16 protein-coding genes and 1 tRNA gene are annotated in these 22,979 nt (G+C 64.4%); 1 reads left to right on the forward strand and 16 read right to left on the reverse strand.

All coding sequences use genetic code 11. From position 1 onward, the window contains the following. Window positions 1-4: 4 nt before the first annotated feature. The 12 genes from GLR48_RS16345 to gabT all read right to left on the reverse strand — a co-directional run bounded on the left by GLR48_RS16345 (window position 5) and on the right by gabT (window position 17,310). Window positions 5-3,070: an efflux RND transporter permease subunit gene (locus tag GLR48_RS16345; RefSeq protein WP_237062990.1), complete on the reverse strand. Its 3,066-nt coding sequence runs from the start codon at window positions 3,068-3,070 to the stop codon at window positions 5-7. After that, window positions 3,067-4,317 carry an efflux RND transporter periplasmic adaptor subunit gene (locus GLR48_RS16350; protein WP_237062991.1) on the reverse strand — a complete coding sequence of 417 codons (1,251 nt, stop codon included), beginning with the start codon at window positions 4,315-4,317 and terminating at the stop codon, window positions 3,067-3,069. Before GLR48_RS16350 ends, GLR48_RS16345 begins: the two co-directional genes overlap by 4 nt. 234 nt (window positions 4,318-4,551) lie before the next feature. Then, window positions 4,552-5,898, reverse strand: coding sequence for a sensor histidine kinase (locus GLR48_RS16355; RefSeq protein WP_237062992.1), 1,347 nt, complete (start codon window positions 5,896-5,898; stop codon window positions 4,552-4,554). Further along, complete coding sequence (locus GLR48_RS16360; RefSeq protein ID WP_237064577.1) at window positions 5,895-6,566, reverse strand: response regulator; 672 nt, start codon at window positions 6,564-6,566, stop codon at window positions 5,895-5,897. Before GLR48_RS16360 ends, GLR48_RS16355 begins: the two co-directional genes overlap by 4 nt. A 176-nt stretch (window positions 6,567-6,742) precedes the next feature. Beyond that, a complete protein-coding gene (locus GLR48_RS16365) occupies window positions 6,743-7,864 on the reverse strand; it encodes a Do family serine endopeptidase (protein ID WP_237062993.1) in 1,122 nt (373 codons plus the stop codon). Window positions 7,865-7,936: 72 nt separating this feature from the next. Next, on the reverse strand, window positions 7,937-8,989 hold the full coding sequence (locus GLR48_RS16370; RefSeq protein ID WP_237062994.1) for a 3-carboxy-cis,cis-muconate cycloisomerase: 1,053 nt from the start codon (window positions 8,987-8,989) through the stop codon (window positions 7,937-7,939). After that, window positions 8,986-9,366: a 4-carboxymuconolactone decarboxylase gene (pcaC, locus tag GLR48_RS16375; protein WP_237062995.1), complete on the reverse strand. Its 381-nt coding sequence runs from the start codon at window positions 9,364-9,366 to the stop codon at window positions 8,986-8,988. The genes GLR48_RS16370 and pcaC overlap by 4 nt, the downstream gene beginning before the upstream one ends. 91 nt (window positions 9,367-9,457) lie before the next feature. Then, on the reverse strand, window positions 9,458-10,429 hold the full coding sequence (locus GLR48_RS16380; protein WP_237062996.1) for a C45 family autoproteolytic acyltransferase/hydolase: 972 nt from the start codon (window positions 10,427-10,429) through the stop codon (window positions 9,458-9,460). A gap of 2 nt (window positions 10,430-10,431) precedes the next feature. Then, window positions 10,432-11,892, reverse strand: coding sequence for a biotin carboxylase (locus GLR48_RS16385; protein ID WP_237062997.1), 1,461 nt, complete (start codon window positions 11,890-11,892; stop codon window positions 10,432-10,434). Window positions 11,893-11,906: 14 nt separating this feature from the next. Beyond that, the gene (locus GLR48_RS16390) at window positions 11,907-14,687 is read right to left on the reverse strand and encodes an aminotransferase class I/II-fold pyridoxal phosphate-dependent enzyme (protein ID WP_237062999.1); all 2,781 of its coding nucleotides are present in this window, start codon (window positions 14,685-14,687) and stop codon (window positions 11,907-11,909) included. Window positions 14,688-14,771: 84 nt separating this feature from the next. Continuing rightward, window positions 14,772-15,743 carry a carbon-nitrogen hydrolase family protein gene (locus GLR48_RS16395; RefSeq protein WP_237063000.1) on the reverse strand — a complete coding sequence of 324 codons (972 nt, stop codon included), beginning with the start codon at window positions 15,741-15,743 and terminating at the stop codon, window positions 14,772-14,774. A gap of 160 nt (window positions 15,744-15,903) precedes the next feature. Further along, a complete protein-coding gene (gene gabT / locus GLR48_RS16400) occupies window positions 15,904-17,310 on the reverse strand; it encodes a 4-aminobutyrate--2-oxoglutarate transaminase (protein ID WP_237063001.1) in 1,407 nt (468 codons plus the stop codon). A 206-nt stretch (window positions 17,311-17,516) separates the two neighbouring features. Between gabT and GLR48_RS16405 the strand changes: the two genes are divergently transcribed. Further along, window positions 17,517-18,083, forward strand: a complete 567-nt coding sequence (locus GLR48_RS16405; RefSeq protein ID WP_237063002.1) for a cupin domain-containing protein — start codon at window positions 17,517-17,519, stop codon at window positions 18,081-18,083. Between the two features lie 3 nt (window positions 18,084-18,086). On the opposite strand, the gene GLR48_RS16410 is transcribed toward GLR48_RS16405, so the two are convergent. The 4 genes from GLR48_RS16410 to GLR48_RS16425 all read right to left on the reverse strand — a co-directional run bounded on the left by GLR48_RS16410 (window position 18,087) and on the right by GLR48_RS16425 (window position 22,673). Continuing rightward, a complete protein-coding gene (locus GLR48_RS16410; RefSeq protein WP_237063003.1) occupies window positions 18,087-18,509 on the reverse strand; it encodes a hypothetical protein in 423 nt (140 codons plus the stop codon). Window positions 18,510-18,704: 195 nt separating this feature from the next. After that, window positions 18,705-20,588 (reverse strand): acyl-CoA synthetase, encoded by a 1,884-nt coding sequence (locus GLR48_RS16415; RefSeq protein ID WP_237063004.1) that lies wholly within the window; start codon window positions 20,586-20,588, stop codon window positions 18,705-18,707. Between the two features lie 104 nt (window positions 20,589-20,692). Beyond that, the gene (locus tag GLR48_RS16420) at window positions 20,693-22,486 is read right to left on the reverse strand and encodes an ABC transporter transmembrane domain-containing protein (protein WP_237063005.1); all 1,794 of its coding nucleotides are present in this window, start codon (window positions 22,484-22,486) and stop codon (window positions 20,693-20,695) included. Window positions 22,487-22,598: 112 nt separating this feature from the next. Next, window positions 22,599-22,673 (reverse strand) — tRNA-Gly (locus tag GLR48_RS16425). Window positions 22,674-22,979 lie beyond the last annotated feature (306 nt).

Consider the following 22,979-nt stretch of genomic DNA (forward strand, 5'->3'; position numbering starts at 1 on the left):
AGATCTATTCCGCAGGCGTGTCCTGCGGCTTGTTCACGTTCAGCCCGCGCATCAGCAGACCGGTGACGCGTGAACGCCCCCCTTCGATCACCGAGAAAAGCGAGGGGATGAAGATCAGCGACAGCAGGGTCGAGAGCAGCAGTCCGCCGATCACCGCGACGGCCATCGGCGCGCGGAACTCTCCACCCGCCCCCAAGGCCAACGCCGACGGCAACATGCCCGCGGCCATGGCAATGGTCGTCATCACGATGGGCCGCGCACGCTTGTGGCCTGCATCAATCATGGCGTCGTTCCGTGGGGCACCGTGGTGCATCGCCTCGATCGCGAATTCGACCAGCATGATCGCGTTCTTGGTCACGATCCCCATCAGCATCAAAAAGCCGATCATCACCGACAGGCCAATCGCGGACCCGGTCAGATACAGCGCAAGGATCGCGCCGCCGATGGCCAGCGGGAGCGACATGAGAATGGTGAAGGGCGTCACGAAGCTGCCAAAGAGCAGCACCAGCACGACATAGACCAGCAGGATACCCGCCCCCATCGCCGCCCCGAAGGCGGCGAAGACTTCGCCCTGCACCTTGGCGTCGCCGGTGGGCTGCACGCGGGCCCCTTCGGGCAACTCTGGCCCCGCGGCGGGCAGCGCAAAGATCGCCGTCGTGGCCTGACCCAGCACCGCCCCGTCGGCGAGGTCCGCCTGCAGGGTGATCCGGGTCTCGCGGTCGTAGCGCTCGATCGACGACGGCCCGTTCGCCAGCGTCACGTCTGCGACAACCGACAAAGGCACCGGCGTGCCCGCCTGCGTCGGAATCCGCTGGCTGGCCAGCAGGTCGAGGTTGCGGCGGTTGTCCTCTGCGATGCGCACGACGATGGGGATCTGCCGCCCGTCTTCGGTGCTGAATTTCGCAAGGTTCGCGTCGTTGTCACCAATGGTCAGCACCCGGATGGTCGAGGCGAGGTCAGAGGCGGTGACGCCCAGTTCCGCCGCGATCTGCGGCCGCGGGGTGATCCGCAGTTCCGGCCGTTCGAGGCTGGCGGCATTGGTCACGTTCTTGATCGAGGCAACACCCGACATCTCCTGCGCCATCTGCTGGGCGGCCTGCGTCACGATCTCCAGATCGTCGCCGAGGACCGCGACGTTCACCGCGCGCTCACCATTTCCGGCCAGCATATTCACGCGTGCATCCGGCAAATCGGCCAGACGGGCCACCAGTTCATCCTCGATCACGAACTGGCTGCGGTCGCGGGTGTCCTTGGCGCCCAGCGTCACCGTGACGGTCGCCTTGGCCACGTTGCCGCCGCTGCCGCCCTGCACGAGGACATTCTGCACCTCGGGGATGTCATGCGCGCGGCTGGCGATCACGTTGGTCAGTGCGCGGGTTTCGTCCAGCGTGGCACCGGGGGGCAGTTCCACGCTGACCCGCAGACGGCCCTCGTCCGCCTCCGGAATGAACTCCGAAGGCAGCAGGGTCGCGGAATAGATCGAGCCTGCGAAGATCCCGAGGCCCAGGATCATCGTGATCAGCCGGTGGTGCAGCGTCCATTTCAGCACGCGCATGTAGCCGCGCATGACGAAGCCGTCACGCTCTTCATGGCTGACCTTGTCCTTGAGCAGGTAGGCCGCCATCATCGGCGTGATCAGCCGCGCGACCAGCAACGAGAACAGGACCGCGACCGCAACGGTCAGGCCGAACTGCTTGAAATACTGCCCCGCGATGCCGGACATGAAGCTGACGGGCGCAAAGACCGCGACGATGGTGAAACTGATCGCGACGACGGTCATGCCGATCTCGGACGCGGCTTCCTCGGTCGCTTCATAGGCCGGTTTGCCCATGTTGATGTGTCTGACGATGTTCTCGATTTCCACGATAGCGTCGTCGACGAGGATACCCGTGACCAGCGTGATCCCCAGCAGCGACACGGTGTTGAGCGAGAAGCCCAGCATCTGCATGACGAAGAACGTCGGGATGATCGACAGCGGCAGGGCGACGGCGGTGATCAGCGTGGCGCGCCAGTTCTTGAGGAACAGGAACACGACGATGATCGCAAGGGCCGCCCCTTCGTAAAGCGTCTCCATCGCGGAATGGTAGTTGCCCTCGGTATAATCTGTAGCGTCGTCGATCAGGGTGATGTCCACGTCCGGATAAGCGGCGCGAACCTCGACCAGACGGTCGCGGACGCGTTCGGCCACGGACAGGTCCGACGCCCCCGTGGCACGGAACACGCCGAAGGCCACGACGGGCTGCGCGTCGAGGGTGGCGAAATCGCGCGCCTCTGACGGGCCGTCGATGATGTCGCCCACGTCTGACAGCCGGATCGTGCGACCGTCGGGCATCGACAGGGGCGTGGCGGCCAGTTGCGCGATGGTGGCCGCACCGCCGAGGGTCCGGATCGAGAACTCCTGCCCCGCCAGATCGCCGCGCCCGGCGCCCTGATTGATGTTGGTGGCCGAGAGTTGCCGGCTGATGGACGCAGCCGAGATTCCGAAGGCCAGCAGGCGCTGCGGGTCGAGTTCAACCTTGATCTCGCGGTCCGCGCCACCGAGGCGTTCGATCTTGCCCAGACCCGCGATGCCCTGCAGTTCGCGGTTCAGAACCTCGTCCACGAAATAGGACAGATCTTCGATGCTGCGGGTGGGGTCGGACACGGCATAGGTCATGATCGCCTGACCGGTGATGTCCAGACGCTGCACCAATGGTTCGGTAATGCTGTCCGGCAGTGATGACCGGGCGCGGGTGACCGCGTCCTTGACGTCGTTCAGGGCGCGGTCGCTGTCGGTGGACAGTTCGAATTCGACCGTCGTCTGGCTGCTGCTGTCGGTGGCGACAGAGGTGATGTGCTTGACCCCAGTGATCGAGGAGATGCTATCCTCAATCGGCTTGGTCACCTGCGTGATCAGTTCCGACGGCGCGGCCCCCGGCTGGCCCACGGCCACGGTGATGATCGGCACGTCGATGTTGGGAAACTGCGTGACCGGCAGGCCGCGGAACGCAAAAAGGCCCACGAGGACCAGCACGAGGAAGGCGGCGATGGGCGGGACCGGATGCCGGATCGCCCAAGTGGACATGTTCATTCCGTGGCCTCCACGGCGGCCTGATCGTTTGGCGCAGGGGCCGGCGCCGCACGGTCGGCGGGCGGCACCGGCGTCACCTTGTCGCCTGTGCGAAAGAAGGCGCCCGCACGCAGCAGGACCGTGTCGCCTGCCGACAGGCCCGCGGTGATCTCGCGCAGCCCCGCCGAGACGACACCAAGTTGCACTTCCACCTGCTGGACCGTGCCGTCGACGACCTTCTGCACCGTGCTGACGCCACCGCTGGTCGTCACGGCAGAGACCGGCAGCGTCAGTGCGGTCCGCTGCGCCGTGCGGATATCGGCGCTGGCGAAGATGCCGACGCGCAGCCCCGCCTGATCGACGATGCTGACGCGCACGGTGCCAAGGCGGCTGACCGGATCGACCTGCGGACTGATCCGGCGCACGGTGCCGTCGCGCGGCGGGAGGCCCGCCACACGGATGCTGACCGGGTCGCCGACGCTGACCTTGACCAGATCAGTCTCGACGATCTCCAGTTCCGCCTCGATCTGGCCGTCGCGGATCATGTCGAACATCGCCATGCCGGCGTTGGACAGATCGCCCAGCCGCGCGGTGCGGTCGGCGATGATGCCGTCCACGGGCGCCTTGACCGTCGCCCATGACAGGTTAAGGGCTGCGATGTCGCGCGCGGCTTCGGCCTGCGCCAGCTGGGCCTTCGCTGCGGCAACGGCAGCCTGCGCCGACTGCACGGTGGCATTGGCGCCGTCGGACGCCGCCTGCGCCTGATCGAGGGCGGATTGAGAGACAGCCCCGTCGCTGCGCAACTGCCGCGACCGGTCCAGCGCACTTGTCGTCTGCGTCGCATTGGCGGTGGCAGAGGCCACCTGCCCTTCGGCCTGCGCAATCGCGGCCTCGGCTGCGGCACGGTTGGCGTCGGCCTGCTGCAACTGCGCGGTCAGCGTCTGATCGTTGAGTTGCGCCAGCGTGTCGCCCTTTTTGACCGTGTCGCCGACTTCCACCAGCAGCGATACGATTTCGGCACCCGACACGCGGGCGGACACCACGACGTCCTCTCGGGCCAGAAGCCCGCCGGAGGCGCTGACGACCTGCGTCACTTCCGTCATCTGCGCCGGCACGACGGTCACGCTGGGGGCCGTGACGCTGGCAGGCGCCTCTGACGCGGCCTCTTGTGCCGCGACGGCGACCGGCTGGACCACGGCGCAGATCGCAAGGATCAGGCCTGTCACGGTCGCGCGCCGGATGTGGCGGACAAAGACGGTCGGTGTCATGCTTGGTAAGCCCTTGATGGGGCGCGACAGCACATCGGGATGGCGCAGGCTGCGGAACCACCGCCGACCGCACCGGATCCCGCGCACGACCGCGCCTGAATTCTTTCCATGTAAGTCTGACAGGACGCATACAAGATGTCACCCGGCAACCATGCCGCAAGTGTGACCCCGCCGCGTCATCCGCCCGCGCCGTTGCCAGATCGTCACGCTGTTTAGGCCAGACGCGTCTGCACGTCAGACGGGTGCAAACCGCAGCGCAACGACAAGACCCGGCGCGTTGTCCGCCAGCGTCAGGCCCGCGTCGTGCAGGTCAGCGATCACCGACACGAGGCTGAGCCCCAGCCCGCTGCCCGGCGTGGCCCGGCTGCGGTCCAGCCGATAAAGACGCTGCAACACATTTTCGCGCTCGGCCTCGGGGATGCCGGGGCCGCGGTCGGCGACACTCAGCACGATGTGGCCCGCCGTGCGGCGCAAGCCGATGGTGATCGGGGTGCCGTCTTCCGTGTGGCGCAGGGCATTCTCGATCAGGTTGGCCAGAATCTGCCCCAGCAGATCGCGGTCGCCCAGCACCGTGGCCGTCTCCGTCTCGATCTTCAGATCCAGCGTGCGCCCCGTCTCGGCGGCGGTAGGGTCGTAGAGTTCGGCAAAGGTCTGCACCAAGGGCACCAGATCGACCGGCGCGAAGCGGCTTTTCGGCGTCCCCGCCTCGATCTGGGCGATCTGCAGCAATGCGTGAAAGACCGAGACGACGCCCGCGATCTCTGCCGTGGCCTGATCGACGAGGGCGGTGGCATCGGGCGGCAAAGGCAGGCCCGACAACTCGTCCAGATGCACGGAGATGCGCTGGATCGGTGTCTTGAGGTCGTGCGCCACGTCCGAAGAGACCTGTCGCAGCGCGTCCACGCTGGCCTCTTGCGCGCTGGCCATGCGGTCGATCCGGACGCCGATGCGGTGGAAGTCGTCGGACCAGCGTGGCGTCGGATTGACCCGTGCGGCCAGATTGCCGGTGGTCAGCTGATCAAGCGTATTGCCCAGCACCCGCACCTGACGCGCGGCGCGCCGCGCGAGGATCAGCGCGGCGCCCAATGCGATCGTCAGGGTCGGCAGCAGCGACAGCAGGACGATATTGCGAAACACCCGCCACAGCTGATCGATCTCGGCCCGGCTGCGGGCGACCGTCAGTTGCCCGCCGCGCAGGGGCGTGGTCAGGGCCAGATACTGGCCGTCGATGGGGGTGTCGGGATCGTTGATCGTGGTCAGGAAGTAGCCATCCTGATCCTGTGCCAGCACGCCGTTGCCGAAACGCTGCCCCTGCCCCGTGACATAGGACAGCACCATGCGGTTGGGGTCGGTCACGCGCGCCTCTGCCGTGACCAGCGCAGCAAGGGCGCCGGCAGACGGGGCGGCGCGGAACCCCGCAATATCCTGCGTCAGCTCGCGGCGCATGGTGGCATCCAGCGACGACCGGCTGGCGGTATAGCTGGCGGTCAGACTGGCCAAGCTGACGACGGCAAACAGCGCCACCAGTCCCAGCGCCAGACGGACGGGGCTGGCACGCAACAGGGCGCCGATGCGACTCACGCCTCGATCCGGTAACCTGCGCCGCGCACGGTCTTGATCAGATCAGTCTCGAATGGTTTGTCGACCTTGGCGCGCAGACGGCTGATGTGCGTTTCGACCACGTTGGTCTGCGGATCAAAACTGATGCCCCAGACGTTTTCCAGCAACATCGTGCGGGTCTGAATCCGGCCCTTGCGGCGCAGCAGGTGTTCAAGGATCGCGAATTCGCGCGGCAGCAGGTCCAGCTTATGTCCTGCGCGCACCACGTCGCGGGTGACGAGGTCCATGCTCAGATCCTCGGCCCTGAGCACCGTCTCTTGCGCCATTGCACGAGGTCTGCGTCCCAAGGCATTGATACGGGCGGATAATTCACCAAAGGCGAAGGGTTTTACGAGGTAGTCGTCGGCGCCCGCGTTCAGCCCCGCGATCCGGTCGTCGACCGACCCCATGGCGGTCAGGAACAACACCGGCGTCCGGTTGCCCGCCCCCCGCAGGGATTTGACCAGCGTCAGCCCGTCGATTTCCGGCAGCATCCAGTCCACGATCATCACGTCGTGGTCGGCCCCGGTGGCCTGCACCAGCCCGTCGCGGCCGTTCTCGACCAGATCGACGGTGTGCCCTTCTTCGCGCAGACCGCGGGTGATGTACTGGCCGGTGGTCCGGTCGTCTTCGACCACGAGTATCTTCATCATGTTCCCGTGCAGCATGGCGGTTCCCTTCGACAGATGGGGCACGACGCCCCGCTTGGCAAGAAAAAGGCCCCGCCCTGATCAGGAGCGGGGCCGGACCCCGGCCGGTGCATCGCGGTCGGGGCCAATCTGCGGATCGTCCGACGCATCATCGGACGATCCGTCTTCGATGCGAATCAGGCGTCTTTCTTGGCCAGATCACCGACGGTGACGTCGATGGTCATTTCCTTGCCGCGGCGCAGGACGACGGCCTTGGTATCGGTGCCGGGGGTCACGTCGGCCACGGCGCGGGTCAGCGCACCCACGTCCTTGATGTCCTTGTCATTGAACGACATGATGATGTCGCCATCTTCCAGCCCCGCCTTGGCAGCCGGGCTGTCAGCGCTGACATCCTCGATCACCGCACCCTTGGGCGCGTCATAGCCCAGGACAGAGGCGATTTCCTCGGTCATCGGCTTGATCTGGACGCCCAGCCAGCCGCGGGCGATCGTGCCGTCGTCCTGCAGATCGGCCACGACCTTTTGTACCAGATCCGACGGCACGGCGAAACCGATGCCGACCGATCCGCCACCGGGCGAGAAGATCATCGTGTTCACGCCAATCACCTGGCCGTCCGCGTTGAACAGCGGGCCACCCGAGTTGCCCTTGTTGATCGCCGCATCCGTCTGGATGTAGTCATCGTAGGGACCGGAGTGGATGTCGCGGGACACGGCGGACACGATGCCGGACGTCACGGTGCCGCCAAGGCCGAAGGGGTTGCCGATGGCCACGGCCTCGTCACCCGCACGCACAGTGTTGCTGTCGCCCCAGGGCACGGTCGGCAGGTCAGAGCCTGCGTCGATCTTGATCAGGGCGATGTCCGTCAGGGGATCGACGCCGATCACCTTGGCATCGTATTCCTTCTCGTTGTTCAGCTTGACCTTCACCGTCTCGGCCCCGTCGACGACGTGGTTGTTGGTGACGATGTAGCCGTCCTTGGAGATGATGAAACCGGAACCGAGCGCCTGCTGCGGTTCGGGTGCGCCGTTCGGCTGGCTCTGGAACATCGGGCCGAAGCGACGCTCCAGCTCTTCGCGCGGGAAGCCCGGCGGCAGGGCATCGGCGAGGGACTGGGCGTCCTGCGCCTTTTCCGTCACTTCGATGAAGACGACGGCGGGGGACAGGGTCTCGACCAGATCGCCGTACCCCCCGGCGGGGACGGCCAGGGCGGCGTTCGGGGTCATGGTGATCGCGGTCGTACCGGCGAGGGCCGCGACCAGGGACAGGGCGGTCGCGGTGCTGCGGAGGGGCGTGTTCATCTGGGGCATCCTCAATGCTGTAACTCGATGAACAACAGATGCACCCCCGCCCTGTCGATCGCCTGACAGTGGTTATACAGTTTTGTGAGGTTCGGATGCGCCCATGGCGGTGATGCGTCCGGTCAGGTCGATGGCGGCGGTCAGGGCACGCCCCGTCGCCTGAGTCATCAGCGGCAGGACCATCCATTCCAGCGCCCAGGCCGCACCGGACCGTTCCTGTTCGTGCACCATGGCCTGCTGCATCAGCCCCGCCTGCCCCGCGTTGAAGCGCGCCAGCGTCACCAGCAGTTCGGCCAGAATCGGGTTCTGCTTGTGCGCCATGGCCGATGACGTGCCGCCGCCCGCGATGGTGACCTCTGCAATGCCTTGCTGGGCCATCAGGGCCACGTCCTGACCCATCTTGCCAAGGCTGCCGGTGATCAGGGCGAGAAGCCCGGCGTAGGCGACGATGCCGCTGCGGTCCGTGTGCCACGACAAGGGCGCCGCCGTCAGGCCAAGGACCTGCGCCATGGGCCCCGCGACATCCGTGAAATCGCCGGTTCCGGTGGGACCGGACAGCGACAGCCGTTCCACCTGCGCACGGGCGAGGTCAAGGCGCGCGCGGTGATCGACGAGGGGCGCGCGCCAGAGGCGGATGCGGTCGGCCACGGTAACCGGCAGAGCCGCCTGCATCCGGGTGCGGCCCATCAGGGGATGGGCACCAAAGCGGTCTGCAAGGCCCGCAAGATCTGCCGCGAGGGTTGCCAGGCGACTGTCGATCAGGTCCGTCGTCGCCTGCAAAGTCAGGGCGAGGGCCGTGTCCAGCACATCCTGAGAGGTGGCGCCGGTGTGGATCGCCCCTGCAGCATCCCCTGCCCCGGATTTCAGCCGCTTGATCAGTGCCGGCACCGGCAGGCCGTCGCTGGCGGACCCGGCGGACAGCGCGGCCGCGTCGATCGGGCATCGCGCGATATGGTCGGCGGCGCGCTTGGCGAGGGTTTCATCGAAACGTCCGGCCTGCCCCATGGCGCGGGAAAAGGCTGCCTCGAAGGCGCGCATGTGGGCGATCTGGGCATCGGCGTCCCAAAGTGCAGCCATGTCACCATCCGCGAACAGGCCGTCGTAAAGCGCGTTGGCAAAGCTCATTCGACGGCCATGTCCGCGAGGGTGTCCTTGGCGAGCTTGATCGCGTGGTTCGCCTTTGGCACGCCGGCATAGACCGCGACATGCATGAAGGCCTGCAGGATATCCGACGGTGTCGCCCCGGTGCGGGCCGTGGCGCGGACGTGCATCGGGATTTCGGCAAAGTTGCCGGTGGCGGCCAGCAGGGCCAGCGTCAGCATCGACCGCTCGCGCTGCGTGATCGCGTCAGAGGCCCAGACCGTGCCCCAGGCGCCTTCGGTGATCATGTCCTGAAACGGCTGGTCGAAATCGGTTTTGGCGGCCTCGGCCCGGTCGACATGGGCGTCGCCAAGGACGGTGCGGCGGGTCTGCATGCCTGTGGTGTAGCGGTCAGTGGTCATGGTCGTTGTCCTGCAGTGATCGGAGGGATGCGCGTGAGGCGCGGGTGTTCTTTGAGTTTATTTGGCCAAATGAAGATGGGGCACGGCAGCCTTACGCGGCCCCCGGGATCGCGACGCGGCGGGCGCTGTCCTGAAAGGCGTGCATCGACATCGGCCAGACGGTGCCGGGCCAGCGGATTTCCATCTCGCGCAGGCGGGGACGGTAGACGGCGGTGTAGAGAGTACCGAAGCCTGCGCTGAAGGCGGTGGAATAGAGCGGCGGTTTCAGGAAGGCGTCGATGAAGACGTCCTGCGGGTCACGGTGCAGGGTCAGGCGTTGCAGCAGGTAGCGTTCACGTTCCACCGTCGCGGTGAACCGCGCATGGCTTATCCATTCCACCTGCTCCTGATGGTTCGTGGCGACAGCATTGTGGGTCAGCAGCGTCTTGCGGTCGGGGCCCATCATGGCGGTCAGGTAGTCGCGGTTTTCGTCCAGCACGGTGACGTTGTAGGACATGTGGGTGGGGATGCGCATCAGGACTTCGCCCGCTTCCTTGGCCGTGGTACAGGTCTGCAGGATATAGCGCAGGATCAGCGGCACGCCGAAGCCCTTGCCCACCACGCGCCGTCCGCCAAAGGTCAGCGACACGGCCAGCCCTGCGTCGTTCACGCCGTCCACAAGCCCCCAGAGGCCATCGCTGACGCCCATCACCCGCCTGCCCCCCCAGTTGGTATTCAGGATCAGGCTGTCGAAGGCGGCAGGGTTGTAGTCGTAGTTGCGCACCAGAACCGGCTCGGTCCCCGTCCAGATCGCCTGCGAACAGCCTGCCAGATAGGGCGGCGGGTTGTAGAACGACAAAAAGCGTGCGGCGTGGTCGCCGCCGCCGGCCAGTTCGCAAAGCTGGTCGTAGAGAGGGACGAGTTCCGGCATGTTGGCCTTCAGCGCCCGGTGACATTCGAGGTAGGTGGGCCGCGCACTTTCGCCGTCCTTCAGCCACCAGCGCCTGTAGGCAGGCCAGTATTCGGCGAACAGCCCGGCCCACCGGGGGCCGGGCTGATCCTCTGCATAGGCGCGCCAGAGCATGGTTACATGATCTTGAAGGCGGGTTCGGCGAGCGCCGGACACGCGGCGGCGACGGGCAGCGGTTTGCCCGCAACGGATTGCTTGATGCCGTGAATCCACTTGGCAGCCCGGTCGTTCAGCTGGAACGACTTGGTCATCGACCGGCCACGGGTGACGAGGATGCCGATGTCGGCCCCCTCGTAGCGGTAGTCGCCGGGCTGCAGGATCCGCAGAAAGAACGCCTCGTTTTCCGACTCCACCGCGCGGCGGTGATAGTCGAAGCGGTCATAGACCACGCGGCCATCCTCCAGCATCTTGTAGATGCCGGTTTCCGGTGCCTCGGTGCAGATGTCGACGGTGTCGGCGGTGTGCTTGATGACCATCTGCGACCAGCTGTCGATCATGTCCGGGTTGGCCCAGCGGCTATTCAACTCGTCCACGTCCAGCTTGAATTTTTTGCGTGAAAATTCAAGCAGGTGGAACAGGAACAAGGGTGCGTCGGCGTGGGCGAAGGCCGCGTGATTGGTCATCGACGAACAGCCGGTGATGCGGGGGTTCAGCTCGCCCAGCCACAGGTCGCCGGTCTTCTTGTCGATCAGAAAATCGAGTTCGAAATAACCGCGGTAGCCTTCCTTGCGCAGCTGCTCGCCGAACTTGAAGGTCATGTCGCGGGCCTGCTGGCGGACCTTGGGCGGGAAGGCGGTCGCGAGGATCTCGTTTCCGCACCAGCCGCCACGGTAGGGCGTCAGATCCTTGAACCCGACGAGTTCCGTCATCAGCGGGCCAACGATCGTGCCCTGGCTGGTCGCACAGGCCTCGATCGCCGATCCACGGCAGTCGATCCGCTTCATGATCTTGATTTCGCCCTCGCCCACGATCTCGTGCTCGTGACGGCGAAAGTCCTCCTCGGACTTGATGAAGAACGTGGTGTGCCCCGAGTCGCCGTAGGCCGATTGCAGCACCAGATCGTGACCGATGCCCGCTTTTTCGCACGTGGCGCGCAGGCCTTCGTAGGATTTGACCTCGGCCAATGTGTTCGGCACCGACGGCACGCCGGCCTTGTTGCCGATACGGACGGTCTCGATCTTGTTGTCCATCGACTGGCGCAGCTTAGCCTTGGGGAACCAGACGTCGGCGCCCAGCTCCTTGGACAGACGCTCGGTTTCCTCGTCGAACATCAGAAAGACGAACTTCGGCTTGCCGCCGCGGCGCTTGATGTAGTCGATGACCTCCTTGTGCTGCAGGAGGTAGTTGTTGATGTCCTCGATGCTTTGGAACTCGGCATGGGGCTGTTCAGAGGGGCAGAAGACGTTCGGGTGCTTGCCGCCGTAGCAGTCGATGTAGCAGATATACTTGAAATTCTTGACCCACTCGTCGAGGCCCAGAAGATTGAAATTCGTCGCAGAGATGAAGTAGACCGGGTCTTCGTTGCGGTGAAAGAACCGGCGGATTTCGGAGATATTCTTGAGAACTGTCGTGGTCATGAATCGTCCTTATTTTATTCTGCGGCGGTTTTGTCTGTCGTTTTCGAGGCGGCGATCGTCTTTGTGCTTGTCAGTTGTTTCTGTGGCATCAGGTCCGCCAGCGCCTCTGGTGTAAAGACGCGCAGGCCCAGATCGGCGCGGTAGCCGTGGATTTCGTTCACGTCGAGGGCGCGCATGAAGGCGAGGATTCCCGAACTGATCACTTGCCCCGGCACGAGGATCGGAAACCCCGGCGGATAGGGGATGATGAAGCTGGCCGAGACGACCTCCTGCCCCTGTTCCAGCGCGTGCTTCAGCGACCCGTCGAGGTCCATGTAATCGCATTTGCTTTCGTCATAGGCGAGGTAATAGGCCGTGCGGATGTCGCCTTCGCTGGTGACATCATCGGCGCGGAAGGCATCGTGAAAGCGGCTGAAGTCGGGCAGCGGCGGGTAGTTCTGCGTCAGGTTCGCGACGCGACGCTCGAACCCGAGACGTTCCATCTTGGACGCGTCATCCAGCAAATCGTCGAGCGACCGCGCGATTTCGACCAGTACTTCGATCAGGTAGGCGACGCTTGACCGCGTGGTGCCGATGTTCGTCATGAACAGCACCGAGTTGCGCGAGGTCTTGTTGATCTGGATGCCGTATTTATCCATCAGGATCTTGGTCTTGAACGTATCACCGTCCCAGCCGGTGCCGCCCACGGCGAGCGTCACGCGGGTCGCGTCGAGGACGAATTCATCGTCCTCCCACGCCTCCAGCATGTCGATCCAGCCGCGGTCTTCGTCGTAGTAACTCTCGGTCCCCGACTCGCGATATTCCGATGGAATCATCTCGCCGAGCGACAGCACCTTGAAGTATTTCTTCAGCAGCGGATGCGTAGAAATCGCCCGTCGCATCGACATCGCGGCCTCCAGCTGTCTTTGAACGAATTCAAAGCCTTCCAGTTCGACCTGACGGCGCCCCACGTCGAGGGACGCGATGATCTGATAGTTCGGAGAGGTCGAGGTGTGGGTCATGTAGGCTTCGTGGAAGGCCTGTTCGACCTCGCCCTTGAAGTCCTGATCGTTGACGTGGATCATCGACCCCTGACGCAGTGATGTCAGGGTCTTGTGGGTCGATTGGGTGGCATAGACGCGGAGGCGCGCGGTCGGCGGCGCGATCAGGCGGGTGTTCAGGATCGTCTCGGCGTCGGCGCCTTTCAGCGTCTTCTGCTGGGCCTCATAGGCCTGCGTGTGCTCTTCGGTCTTGAAGCGCGCGCGCATCTTGTTGGCGGTGCGCATCGCGGTCCGCTTGCGGTAGGTCGGGTTGAACCGGGCAAAGGCGAACCACGCCTCGTCCCACAGGAAGATCAGGTCGGGCTTGATCGCCAGACACTCCTCCATCACGCGGTCGACATTGTAGACGATGCCGTCGAAGGTGCAGTTGGTCAGCAGCAGCATCCGCACGCGGTCCAGCTTTCCCGCAGCCTTGAGGTCCAGCAACTGCTTCTTGATTTCGCGCAGCGGCACCGCGCCATACATCGAGTATTCGTTAAGCGGATAGCTGTCGAGGTAGCAGACCTGCGCGCCCGCCAGTACGAGGCCGTAGTGGTGCGACTTGTGGCAGTCGCGGTCCACCAACACGATATCGTCAGGCCGCACAAGGGCTTGCACGACGATCTTATTGCAGGTCGAGGTGCCGTTGGTGGCAAAGAACGTCTGTTTCGATCCAAAAGCGCGCGAGGCGAGTTCCTGCGCTTCCTTAATCGGGCCATGCGGTTCCAGCAGTGAATCCAGCCCGCCAGAGGTGGCGGAGGTTTCAGCGAGGAAGATGTTGGGGCCGTAGAAGGCACCCATGTCCTGAATCCAGTGCGACCGTGTGATCGACTTGCCGCGACTGATCGGCATCGCATGGAACACACCTGTCGGCTGTTTGGAATACTCCACCAGCGCGGTAAAGAACGGCGTCTTGTAGCGCGCCTGCACACCGCGGAGGATGTTCAGGTGCAATTCCATGAAGTCTTCCTGATTGTAGAAGACGCGGCGGCAGACACCCAGTTCGGTGCCGGCAATATCCTCGACCGACCGTTCGGTGACGAGGTAGGCGTCCAATTCCGGACGCACGTCGTCGATCAGGCGGCACAGGGCGGGGCCAAAGTCCTTGGTTTGCAGGTCGTTCAGCTTTTCCGTGCCTGCAATGCCTTCCAGAAAACGGGCCAGAATGGGGTGATCGGATTTCGACCGCAGGGTCACCCCGGGGCGCACGACGATGGCCTGGATGTTGTGGTTGAAAAGGACCGCGATCAGCGCATCTTCGACCGACGGCACGACGAGCGCCTCGTAGATGAAGGGATCCTCGGGCCGGCGCATGGCGTGGACGTTGGCCTTCAGCCAATGCTCCTGCGCGTCCGAGACCTCGTCCACGATCAGCACCTCGAAATAGGGCTTGGTCATGGCGCGGACTTCAGGGCTTAGCAGGGCCTCGTCGTCATGTTCCTCGCGGTCGTCACTGTCGTGATCCAGCGGGATGTGACGACGGCGGTAGGCACCCGTCGACAGCGCGCGCGCCGTGCGGTGGACGCTGTAGGACAGTTCGGTAAAACTGTTGTGTTCGAACTGGCGGCGCATGTGATCGAAGACCTGCATGCCGGGGAAGGCCCAGTAAGCCTCGATCTCGGCCAGACCTTCGAACAGTTCCGAAGCCTGACTGCGCAGGGTCGGACTGATCTTGGCGGGCGCTTCTCGCGACAGTTGCGCCGTGACCTCTCTCAGCTCGCTCCATCGGTCGGCACGCAGCTGGGTGGCAGAGTAATAGTCGGTCACGGAATGCATAGCGGTCGTTCCTCGTCATGTCTTGGCGGGACACCGTTTTACGCCTGCCGCCCACAGTTTGCGGGCCGCAGGCAGGGTGTTGCGTCAGCTTCCACCAGTGTGGGGGACAGCCGCCGCCCCTGCAACACCTAGTGCAGGAGTTTTATATTCAACCTGAATCTCAGCTTCGGCGGGCACTTCGACGTGCAGACCGGCGCGGGTGCCCTGATGCGGAATTTCAAGCGGTCCCAATGTGTTAAGGAACGAATCTACACCACTTTCGCGGTCGTAGACGCTGAAATCCACATCGCGGTCACGGAAGGATTTCAGGACCTGACCCAACCCTTTCAGGCCCGTTTCGCGCTGGCGGCGCACCATGTCGAGGTCGACTTCGATGGGGAACATGTCCTCTTGCCCGCCCGACTGGTGCAGCACCATCGAGGTCGGATCGACCACACAAGACTTGCCGATGCCGCCTGCCCCCAGACCGTTCACGTCGATGACGTAGCACTGGAACTGCGCCGCCGTGGCGCGTGCGATTGCAAGCTCTGCGTCGCGGTCCGTGGTGCCGGTCAGGACCGGGTGCAACAGCACCTCGACCCCCTGCGCCGTCAGCTGGCGCGTGGTTTCGGGGAACCACATGTCATAGCAGATCGAAAGGCCGAACCGGCCCACGTCGGGGACGTCAAAGACGCAGAATTCGGTGCCTGCGGCGATCCCGGCCTCGTAGGGCCTGAACGGGAACATCTTGGCATAGCGGCGGATGATGTTGCCATCGGGGTCGATCACGACGGAGGTGTTCAGGATACGCCCGTCGGGGGCGCGCAGGAACATGGACCCGGGGATCAGCCAGACCTTGTGACGACGGGCGGCTTCGCAGAACCGGTCGAGCGCCTCGTTCTGCGGTTCCTGCGCGAATTTATCCAACGGGCCATATGGTGCCAGTTCCGAGAACAGCACCATCTGGGTCCAGGGGAACCGCATCATCAGGACATCAAGCCGCTGGAGCATGCCGTCGATGTTGGGTTGTAGGGCGTTGACGTACATCTGCACGCCAGCGATGGCAAAAGGTGTCATCTGAAATTCTTCTTTCTTGTCTCCGGATCAGACCGGTGTGGACCTGATCCTACAGGCTGGGGCAGAAAAGTTAAACCGGCGTCGTCATGCGACGTCGCATCCCTTGCCCACGAAAAAAGGGCGGACCCGCAGGCCCGCCCTTTGTGTGACGTCAAACGCGTCAGATCTGGTGTTGTTCCGCAACAGCGGCGGAAAGTGCCGCCTCGAAGATCCCCAGACCTTCGTCGATCACCGCGTCGGAGGCCGTCAGCGGCACCATGATGCGCAGGGCGTTGCCATGCAGACCGCAGGACAGCAGGATCAGGCCGCGCTTCAGCGCGTGAGCGATGACCCGTTTGGTCAGATCGGCGTCAGGGTTGGCAGAGGCAAAGTCGGTCACGAATTCGACCGCGACCATGCCGCCCAGACCCCGGATGTCCCACATGCGATAGGGGGCCGCGCGGGCACCGATCTCGGCGAATTTTACCTTGAAATGCTCGCCGATCTCGGTGGACCGCTCCAGCAGGCCCTCCTCCTCGATCGCATCGATGGCGGCGAGCGCTGCGGCACAGGCGACGGGGTTGCCGCCGTAGGTGCCGCCAAGGCCGCCCGGGATCATCGCGTCCATGACGTCGGCACGACCGATGACACCAGCGATGGGATAGCCGCCGGCCATGGATTTCGCCACAGTAATCAGGTCAGGCACGACGCCCGAATGTTCGATGGCAAACCACTTGCCGGTCCGGCCAAAGCCCGCCTGAATCTCGTCCGCGATCAGCATGATGCCGTGCTTGTCGCAAAGTGCGCGCAGGGCCTGCAGCATCTCGAAGGGCACGGGGGTATAACCGCCCTCGCCCAGCACGGGCTCGATGATGATGGCGGCGATGCGTTCGGGCTGCGCGTCGGTCAGCATCAGGTTGTTCAGCGCCGTCAGCGCGTCCTGCACGGTGATGCCGTCACGGACGTTCGGGAAGGGTGCGCGATAGATATCGGACGGGAACGGACCCACGTCCTTTTTATAGGGGCTGATCTTGCCGGTCAGGCCAAGCGTCAGCAGGGTGCGGCCGTGATAGCTGCCGGTAAAGGCGATCACACCCGGACGACCCGTTGCGGCGCGGGCGATCTTGACGGCGTTCTCGACCGCTTCGGCACCGGTGGTGACCAGCAGCGTCTTTTTCGCATGCTCGCCGGGGGCCAGCGCGTTCAGACGCTCTGCCAAGGCGACGTAGGGTTCGTACTGCACGACCTGAAACGAGGTATGCGTGTAAAGGTCTTCCTGCGCCTTGGCGGCGGCAATTACCTTGGGGTGACGGTGGCCGGTGTTCAGCACGGCGATGCCGCCCACGAAGTCGATGTAGCGGTTCCCCTCCACGTCCCAGAGTTCCGCGTTCTCGGCGTAGCTGGCAAAGACGGGTGCGGCAGAGGACACGCCCCGCGGCACCGCCATCTCGCGCCGCTTGAGCAGCGCCGCGTTCGTCTGCTCTTCGACCGGCAGGTCGGGCACGACGGTCAGCGGTGTCCGCTTTGCGGCCTGTGCCGCCTTGGCGGGTTTCATCTTGGTCTTGCTGGTGGTGGGTTTCGTTGTCATGCGCGCAGTCCTTTGCGGGCCAGAGGTGTGTAGAATCCAAGTGGTGTCTGTTTAATATAATTGTCAAACGGGCAATTCGTTCCCTTTTGCGTCATTTATGTTCTGGAAGCGACGTCACGCCGTTTTCGCTTGATCATTGTGCGACATGCCCGCCTAAATGCCGACACGGTGACGATCCCGCACCGCACGCAGGCTGGGAGGCTTCCTTGGATATCGGTGAACGGCTGCGATCCCTGCGCGAACAGCACGGCCTGTCCCAGCGCGAACTGGCGACCCGCGCGGGGCTGACCAACGGCACGATCAGCCTGATCGAAAAGAACAAGACCTCGCCTTCGGTCGCGTCCCTGAAGTCGCTGCTGGACGCGATCCCGATCAGCATGGCGGAATTCTTTACCCCACCGGAGCCGCCTGCCCCCGACGCCTCGCGCTATTTCTTCAAGGCCGACCAGTTTCATGAGATCGCACCGCAGGATGCGGACCCTCGCCCACACGTGTCCCTGCGGCAATTGGGTCGCGCGAACGAACACGCGCTGCAACTGTTGCACGAAACCTATCCCGCCGGGGCCGACACCGGCCCCGAATGGCTAAGCCATGCGGGTGAAGAGGCGGGGATCGTCGTGAAGGGCGTGGTCGAAGTGACTGTCGACGGGGCCGTCGCACTGCTGGGCCCCGGCGACGGCTATATCTTCGACAGCCGCCTGCCACACCGGTTCCGCAATCCCGCCGATGCGGTCTGCGAGGTGATCAGCGCCTGCACGCCGCCGACGTTCTAGGCATCAGTGATCGCAGATCCGGACCTGCGGATCGAGTTTCACGTAGTCCACCGCCTTCATCTTGTGGATCTGTGTCGGCGGAATGTACTGCCACTTGGCCAGATAGCGCCGTTTCGCCTCGCCGCGCAGGTAGCGTGCCATCTGCTGGTTGCCGATCGGCCCCTGATTGATGTTGGACCCGTGAAACCCGACCGAGGCACCGGGACCGAGACAGGCATTGGGCAGCGTCGTGAAGATCACGCAGGCCGAGCGGCAGAAGCCACGGATCTCGACCCGACCGCCCCAAGCCAGCAGGTCGGCGCGATCCGCCTCGGCACTGATCAACTGGCCGCCTCCGTCGCTCATCAGGACGTAGGGTTCGGTCGTGGGTGGTGGCCTGCGGTCGGTGCAGAGCCCCAATTGGCAGGCAATGGCAAACAAGAGCATGTGCGACCCTTTCCGTGGTTACCGCGATCATCGGCGGGCAAGGGTCGCGTCGCAAGGCCGTGCGGCACCGGGTGGCGCAAGCTTGCCGGTGGCCGAAGCGTGGCCACGCCGGAGCCTCCGGCGGGCGTTTATCCGGCCAGGTTAATAGGGGCCGCCGCGCGGCGGGGCGGCGGCTGGGACGTTGTCGGGTGGCGGTCAGTCGGCCATGTCCCAAGCGGTGGTGAAGTTGGACAGGACCGCGCTGATCTGGTCGCGCGATGCGGTGCCGCCGATATGGGCGACGAGGCCCAGTTTCTTGTCTTCGGTGACGGCAGTGACAGTGGCCGGGACGCCTGCATCCTTGAGCGCCGCGTCAAAGACGCGGGTGATCGCCCGGCGGCGCAATTCGGGTTTGAAGATCTTGCCGACGGCGGTCTTGGGCAATTCGCCCATGATTTCGAGGTGGCGCGGGTGGGCGGCGCGTTCGTTGATCTTCGCTTTGGCGAAGTCCAGCAATTCGGCCTCTGTCACCGTGACGCCGTCGACGAGTTCGACGTAGGCGCAGGGGATTTCGCCCGCGTGGGCGTCCGGCTGGCCGATGGCACCGGCAAAGGCCACGGCGGCGTGGCCGGCCAGTGCCTCCTCGATCTCGGCGGGGTCGATGTTGTGACCGCCACGGATGATCAGGTCCTTGGCGCGCCCGGTGATCCAAATATAGCCGTCTTCGTCGATCCGGCCCAGATCGCCGGTGCGCAGGAAGGCCGCGGCGTGGTTATCGTCCGCATAGAACAGGTTCCGGTTCTTGTCCGGGTCCGTATAGGTATGGCCCTGAAAGACACCGGGGTTGGAGACGCAGATTTCGCCGATCTCGTCCACAGCGCAGGCGGTGTGCTTGTCCACGTCCATGATCCGGACGCGGGTGTAGGGGAACGGTATCCCGATCGAGCCGATTTTCTTGGTCCCCTCCGGCGGATTGATCGAGACGAGGCAGGTCGCCTCGGTCAGGCCGTAGCCTTCGCAGATGGTGACACCCGCCGCTTCCTCGAACCGGCGATAGAGTTCGAGCGGCAGCGGGGCGGAGCCGCAGAAGGCGAGTTTGAGCGTGGAAATATCGGCGTTGACCGGACGCTGCATCAGGGCGGACATGGCCGTGGGGACGGTGATCATGAAGGTCACCTTGTGACGCTCGATCAGCTTCCAGAAGTTGTCGAAGACCCCTGCCCCGCGATAGCCCTGCGGCGTCGGAAAGACGATCTGCGCACCCGACGCCAATGAGGCGCCCAGCGAGACGATGGTGGCAAAAACGTGGAACAGCGGCAACGGGCAAATCTGCACGTCCTGTTCGGTAAACAGCAGTTCCGCACCCAGCCAGCCGTTGTAGATGATGCCAGAATAAAGGTGCTGCACGACCTTGGGCATGCCCGTGGTGCCGCCGGTATGAAAATAGGCGGCGACCCGGTCGGTGGGGCTGTCGATGAACTGCAGGGACTTGGGTTGCTTTTTCACGGCCTTGTCGAAGTCCATGATCTTGGCCTTGTGGTCGGCCACGTTCTTGGGCCGGATCCAGGGCACGATCAGCTTCTTGGCGCCGGTCAGATAGCGCAGCAGGTCGACTTCGATCACATGGCTGACGCCGGGGGCGAGCGCCACGGCGGCGGCGGCCTTTTGCGCCACGTCGGACTTGGGGAAGGATTTCATCGTAACCAGCACCTTGGCGCCCGTCTCTCGCAATATGGCCGCGATCTGTTCGGGTTCCAGCAGCGGGTTGATCGGGTTCACGATGCCCGCGATCTGGCCTCCGAAATAGGTCAGCACCGCCTCGGTGCAATTGGGCAGCATGTAGGCCACGACGTCGCCTTCGCGCACGCCCAGGCTGCGGAAAAGATTCGCGGTCTGCGTGGTGCGGTCCAGCGTCTGTTGCCAGGTCAGAGTTTCCGCCGGGCTTTTGGGCCCGGATTCAAGCTGGAACGTGACGGCAGGCCGGTCGGGGAATCGCGTGGCCGTGCGGGTCAGCTGGGCAAAGGTCGTGACGGGCACCTCGCGGTCGGCCCAGCTTGTGGCCTCGTAAGCCTCTGCATCGGCCCGGCTTGCATATCCCATGGTGTCCCTCCCAGAACGTCGGCGGCCGTTCACCGGCCTGTCATTGCCCGCAGACACTGGACGAAAACCCGCAGGGGCTGCAAGTCTGACGCCACGATAATTGCTTATTCCGCCGCCAATCCGGCGGTAAACTGAAGCCGGGCCAGCCGCGCGTAAAGGCCGTTTTCTGCGACAAGGCTGTCGTGGGTACCGGTGGCCACGATGCGGCCGCCTTCAAACACGAGGATGCGGTCGGCCTTTTTCACCGTCGCCAGACGGTGCGCTACGATCAGCGTGGTGCGGGTGCTGGCCAGATCGTCGACGGCGGCCTGCACCAGACGCTCTGATTCCGCATCGAGTGCCGATGTCGCCTCGTCCAGCAGCAGGACCGGTGCGTCGCGCAGGATGGCACGGGCGATGGCGATCCGCTGCTTCTGCCCGCCCGACAGCATGACGCCGCGTTCGCCGACGTAAGAATCGTAGCCTTCCGGCAGGGCGGTCAGGAAATCGTGGGCGGCGGCGGCTTTCGCCGCGGCCTCGACCTGCGCGTCGGTGGCGTCGGGACGGCCGAAGCGGATGTTTTCGCGGGCGGTGTCGCCGAAGATCACTGGATCCTGCGGCACGAGGGCCAGCTGGTGGCGGAACGCGCCGCGGTCCATGTCGCGCAGGTCCACGCCGTCAAGGCGGATCGACCCTTCGCTGGGATCGTAGAAGCGCTGCAGCAGCTGGATGATCGTCGTCTTGCCGGCGCCTGACGGGCCAACGAGGGCGACGGTTTCGCCGGGCTCGACCGTCAGGGTGATGTGGTCGAGGGCGGCCACGGTCGGCCGGCCCGGATAGCGGAAGGTCACGTCGTCAAAGACGATCTGACCGCGGGCCACATCCGGCACGGGCACCGGGTTGGCGGGGTCGGTGACCGCATCCTCAGCGTTCAGCAATTCCACCAGACGCTCTGTCGCACCGGCGGCGCGCTGCAACTCGCCCCAGACCTCGGTCAGGGCGCCGACGGCGCCGGCGACCATGACGGAGTAGATGACGAACTGCACCAGCTCACCCACGCTCATGGCCCCACCGCGCACGTCGTGGGCACCGATCCAGAGCACGCCGACGATGCCCGCGAAGATCAGAAAGATCACGATGGCCGTCATCCAGGCGCGCACACCGATCCGGGTGCGGGCGGCACGATAGCTCTTTTCCGTGACCTCCCAGAACTTCGCGCGGCTCAGGTCCTCGTGGGTGAAGGCCTGCACGGTCTGCACGGACAACAGCGCCTCGGACGCGTTGCCGGACGACTGCGCGATCCAGTCCTGATTTTCGCGGCTGAGCTTGCGCAACCGGCGGCCCAGCACAACGATCGGCACGATCACCGCGGGCACCAGCAGCAGCACGAGGCCAGTCAGCTTGAACGAGGTGAACATCATCAGGACCAGACCGCCTGCAAAGATCAGCGCGTTGCGCAGCGCGATCGAGACAGAGGACCCGATGACCGACAGGATCAGCGTGGTGTCCGTGGTGATGCGGCTCAGCACCTCGCCGGTCATGATGTTTTCGAAGAATGCGGGCGACATGCCGATCATGCGATCAAAAACGGCGGTGCGGATATCGGCCACAACCCGTTCACCCAGGCGCGTCACGAGGTAATAGCGCAACGCGGTGCCCACCGCGAGCAGGGCCGCGATGATGAGTGCGATGGCAAAGTAGCGGTCCAGCAGCTGGCCCGCCTGCACATCGAAATTGTCCACCACGCGGCGCACCGCCAGCGGCAGGATCAGCGAGATGATGGCCGTCGCCGTCAGCGCCGTCGCGGCCAGCGCCATCAGGCGGCGGTAGGGCGTCAGAAAGGGCCACAACTGGCGCAGCGCGCCCATGTTCTTGGATTTGGCGCGTTCCGCGTCGAGGGCATTGGGCGCGTCGGCCATGGTGTTTCGTCCTGCTTGCAATGAATCGCACATAAAACCGCAGCGCCCGCGACACAAGCAAAACGCGCTGCGGCGCATTGCCGGACTTCGTCGGTTTGACGGTAAGGAGCGGTGGAGCGGGCGGAGGGAATCGAACCCTCATCTTCAGTTTGGAAAACTGAGGTCTTAACCATTACACAACGCCCGCGACCGATCGGACAGTTAATTCACCTGCGATACGAGGTCAAGAAGCAGGTTTCAAATCATTCTGCAGTTCAGACAAGAGCAGCAACTTATATCCGCAACGGCACCTTCGCTGCGCTTTGCATAAAGTGCCAACGTGCGCTCATCAGGCCGTACCGCTTGCTGCGGATATCTGCGGCGAATAACAGCCCAGATGTGTCATACCGAAACCGGATTGTTTCGTGGCTGATCGCGATGCCGCGTTCATGCAACAGATTTCCCACATTACTCTGCGAAAGCGGCAACCGCACAGACTGCATCGTGGCCAAAC

The organism is Loktanella sp. M215 (assembly GCF_021735925.1).
In the GTDB taxonomy this organism is placed as follows: domain Bacteria; phylum Pseudomonadota; class Alphaproteobacteria; order Rhodobacterales; family Rhodobacteraceae; genus Loktanella.

Bases quoted from the DNA above. Each gene is read 5' to 3' on its own strand.
- GLR48_RS16415 (WP_237063004.1), bottom strand. From the start codon at position 20,588: ATGGGATATGCAAGCCGGGCCGATGCAGAGGCTTACGAGGCCACAAGC.
- GLR48_RS16370 (WP_237062994.1), bottom strand. From the start codon at position 8,989: ATGAGCTTTGCCAACGCGCTTTACGACGGCCTGTTCGCGGATGGTGAC.
- GLR48_RS16420 (WP_237063005.1), bottom strand. From the start codon at position 22,486: ATGGCCGACGCGCCCAATGCCCTCGACGCGGAACGCGCCAAATCCAAG.
- GLR48_RS16395 (WP_237063000.1), bottom strand. From the start codon at position 15,743: ATGACACCTTTTGCCATCGCTGGCGTGCAGATGTACGTCAACGCCCTA.
- GLR48_RS16350 (WP_237062991.1), bottom strand. From the start codon at position 4,317: ATGACACCGACCGTCTTTGTCCGCCACATCCGGCGCGCGACCGTGACA.
- gabT (WP_237063001.1), bottom strand. From the start codon at position 17,310: ATGACAACGAAACCCACCACCAGCAAGACCAAGATGAAACCCGCCAAG.
- GLR48_RS16380 (WP_237062996.1), bottom strand. From the start codon at position 10,429: ATGCTCTGGCGCGCCTATGCAGAGGATCAGCCCGGCCCCCGGTGGGCC.
- GLR48_RS16410 (WP_237063003.1), bottom strand. From the start codon at position 18,509: ATGCTCTTGTTTGCCATTGCCTGCCAATTGGGGCTCTGCACCGACCGC.
- GLR48_RS16365 (WP_237062993.1), bottom strand. From the start codon at position 7,864: ATGAACACGCCCCTCCGCAGCACCGCGACCGCCCTGTCCCTGGTCGCG.
- pcaC (WP_237062995.1), bottom strand. From the start codon at position 9,366: ATGACCACTGACCGCTACACCACAGGCATGCAGACCCGCCGCACCGTC.
- GLR48_RS16390 (WP_237062999.1), bottom strand. From the start codon at position 14,687: ATGCATTCCGTGACCGACTATTACTCTGCCACCCAGCTGCGTGCCGAC.
- GLR48_RS16345 (WP_237062990.1), bottom strand. From the start codon at position 3,070: ATGAACATGTCCACTTGGGCGATCCGGCATCCGGTCCCGCCCATCGCC.
- GLR48_RS16360 (WP_237064577.1), bottom strand. From the start codon at position 6,566: ATGAAGATACTCGTGGTCGAAGACGACCGGACCACCGGCCAGTACATC.
- GLR48_RS16385 (WP_237062997.1), bottom strand. From the start codon at position 11,892: ATGACCACGACAGTTCTCAAGAATATCTCCGAAATCCGCCGGTTCTTT.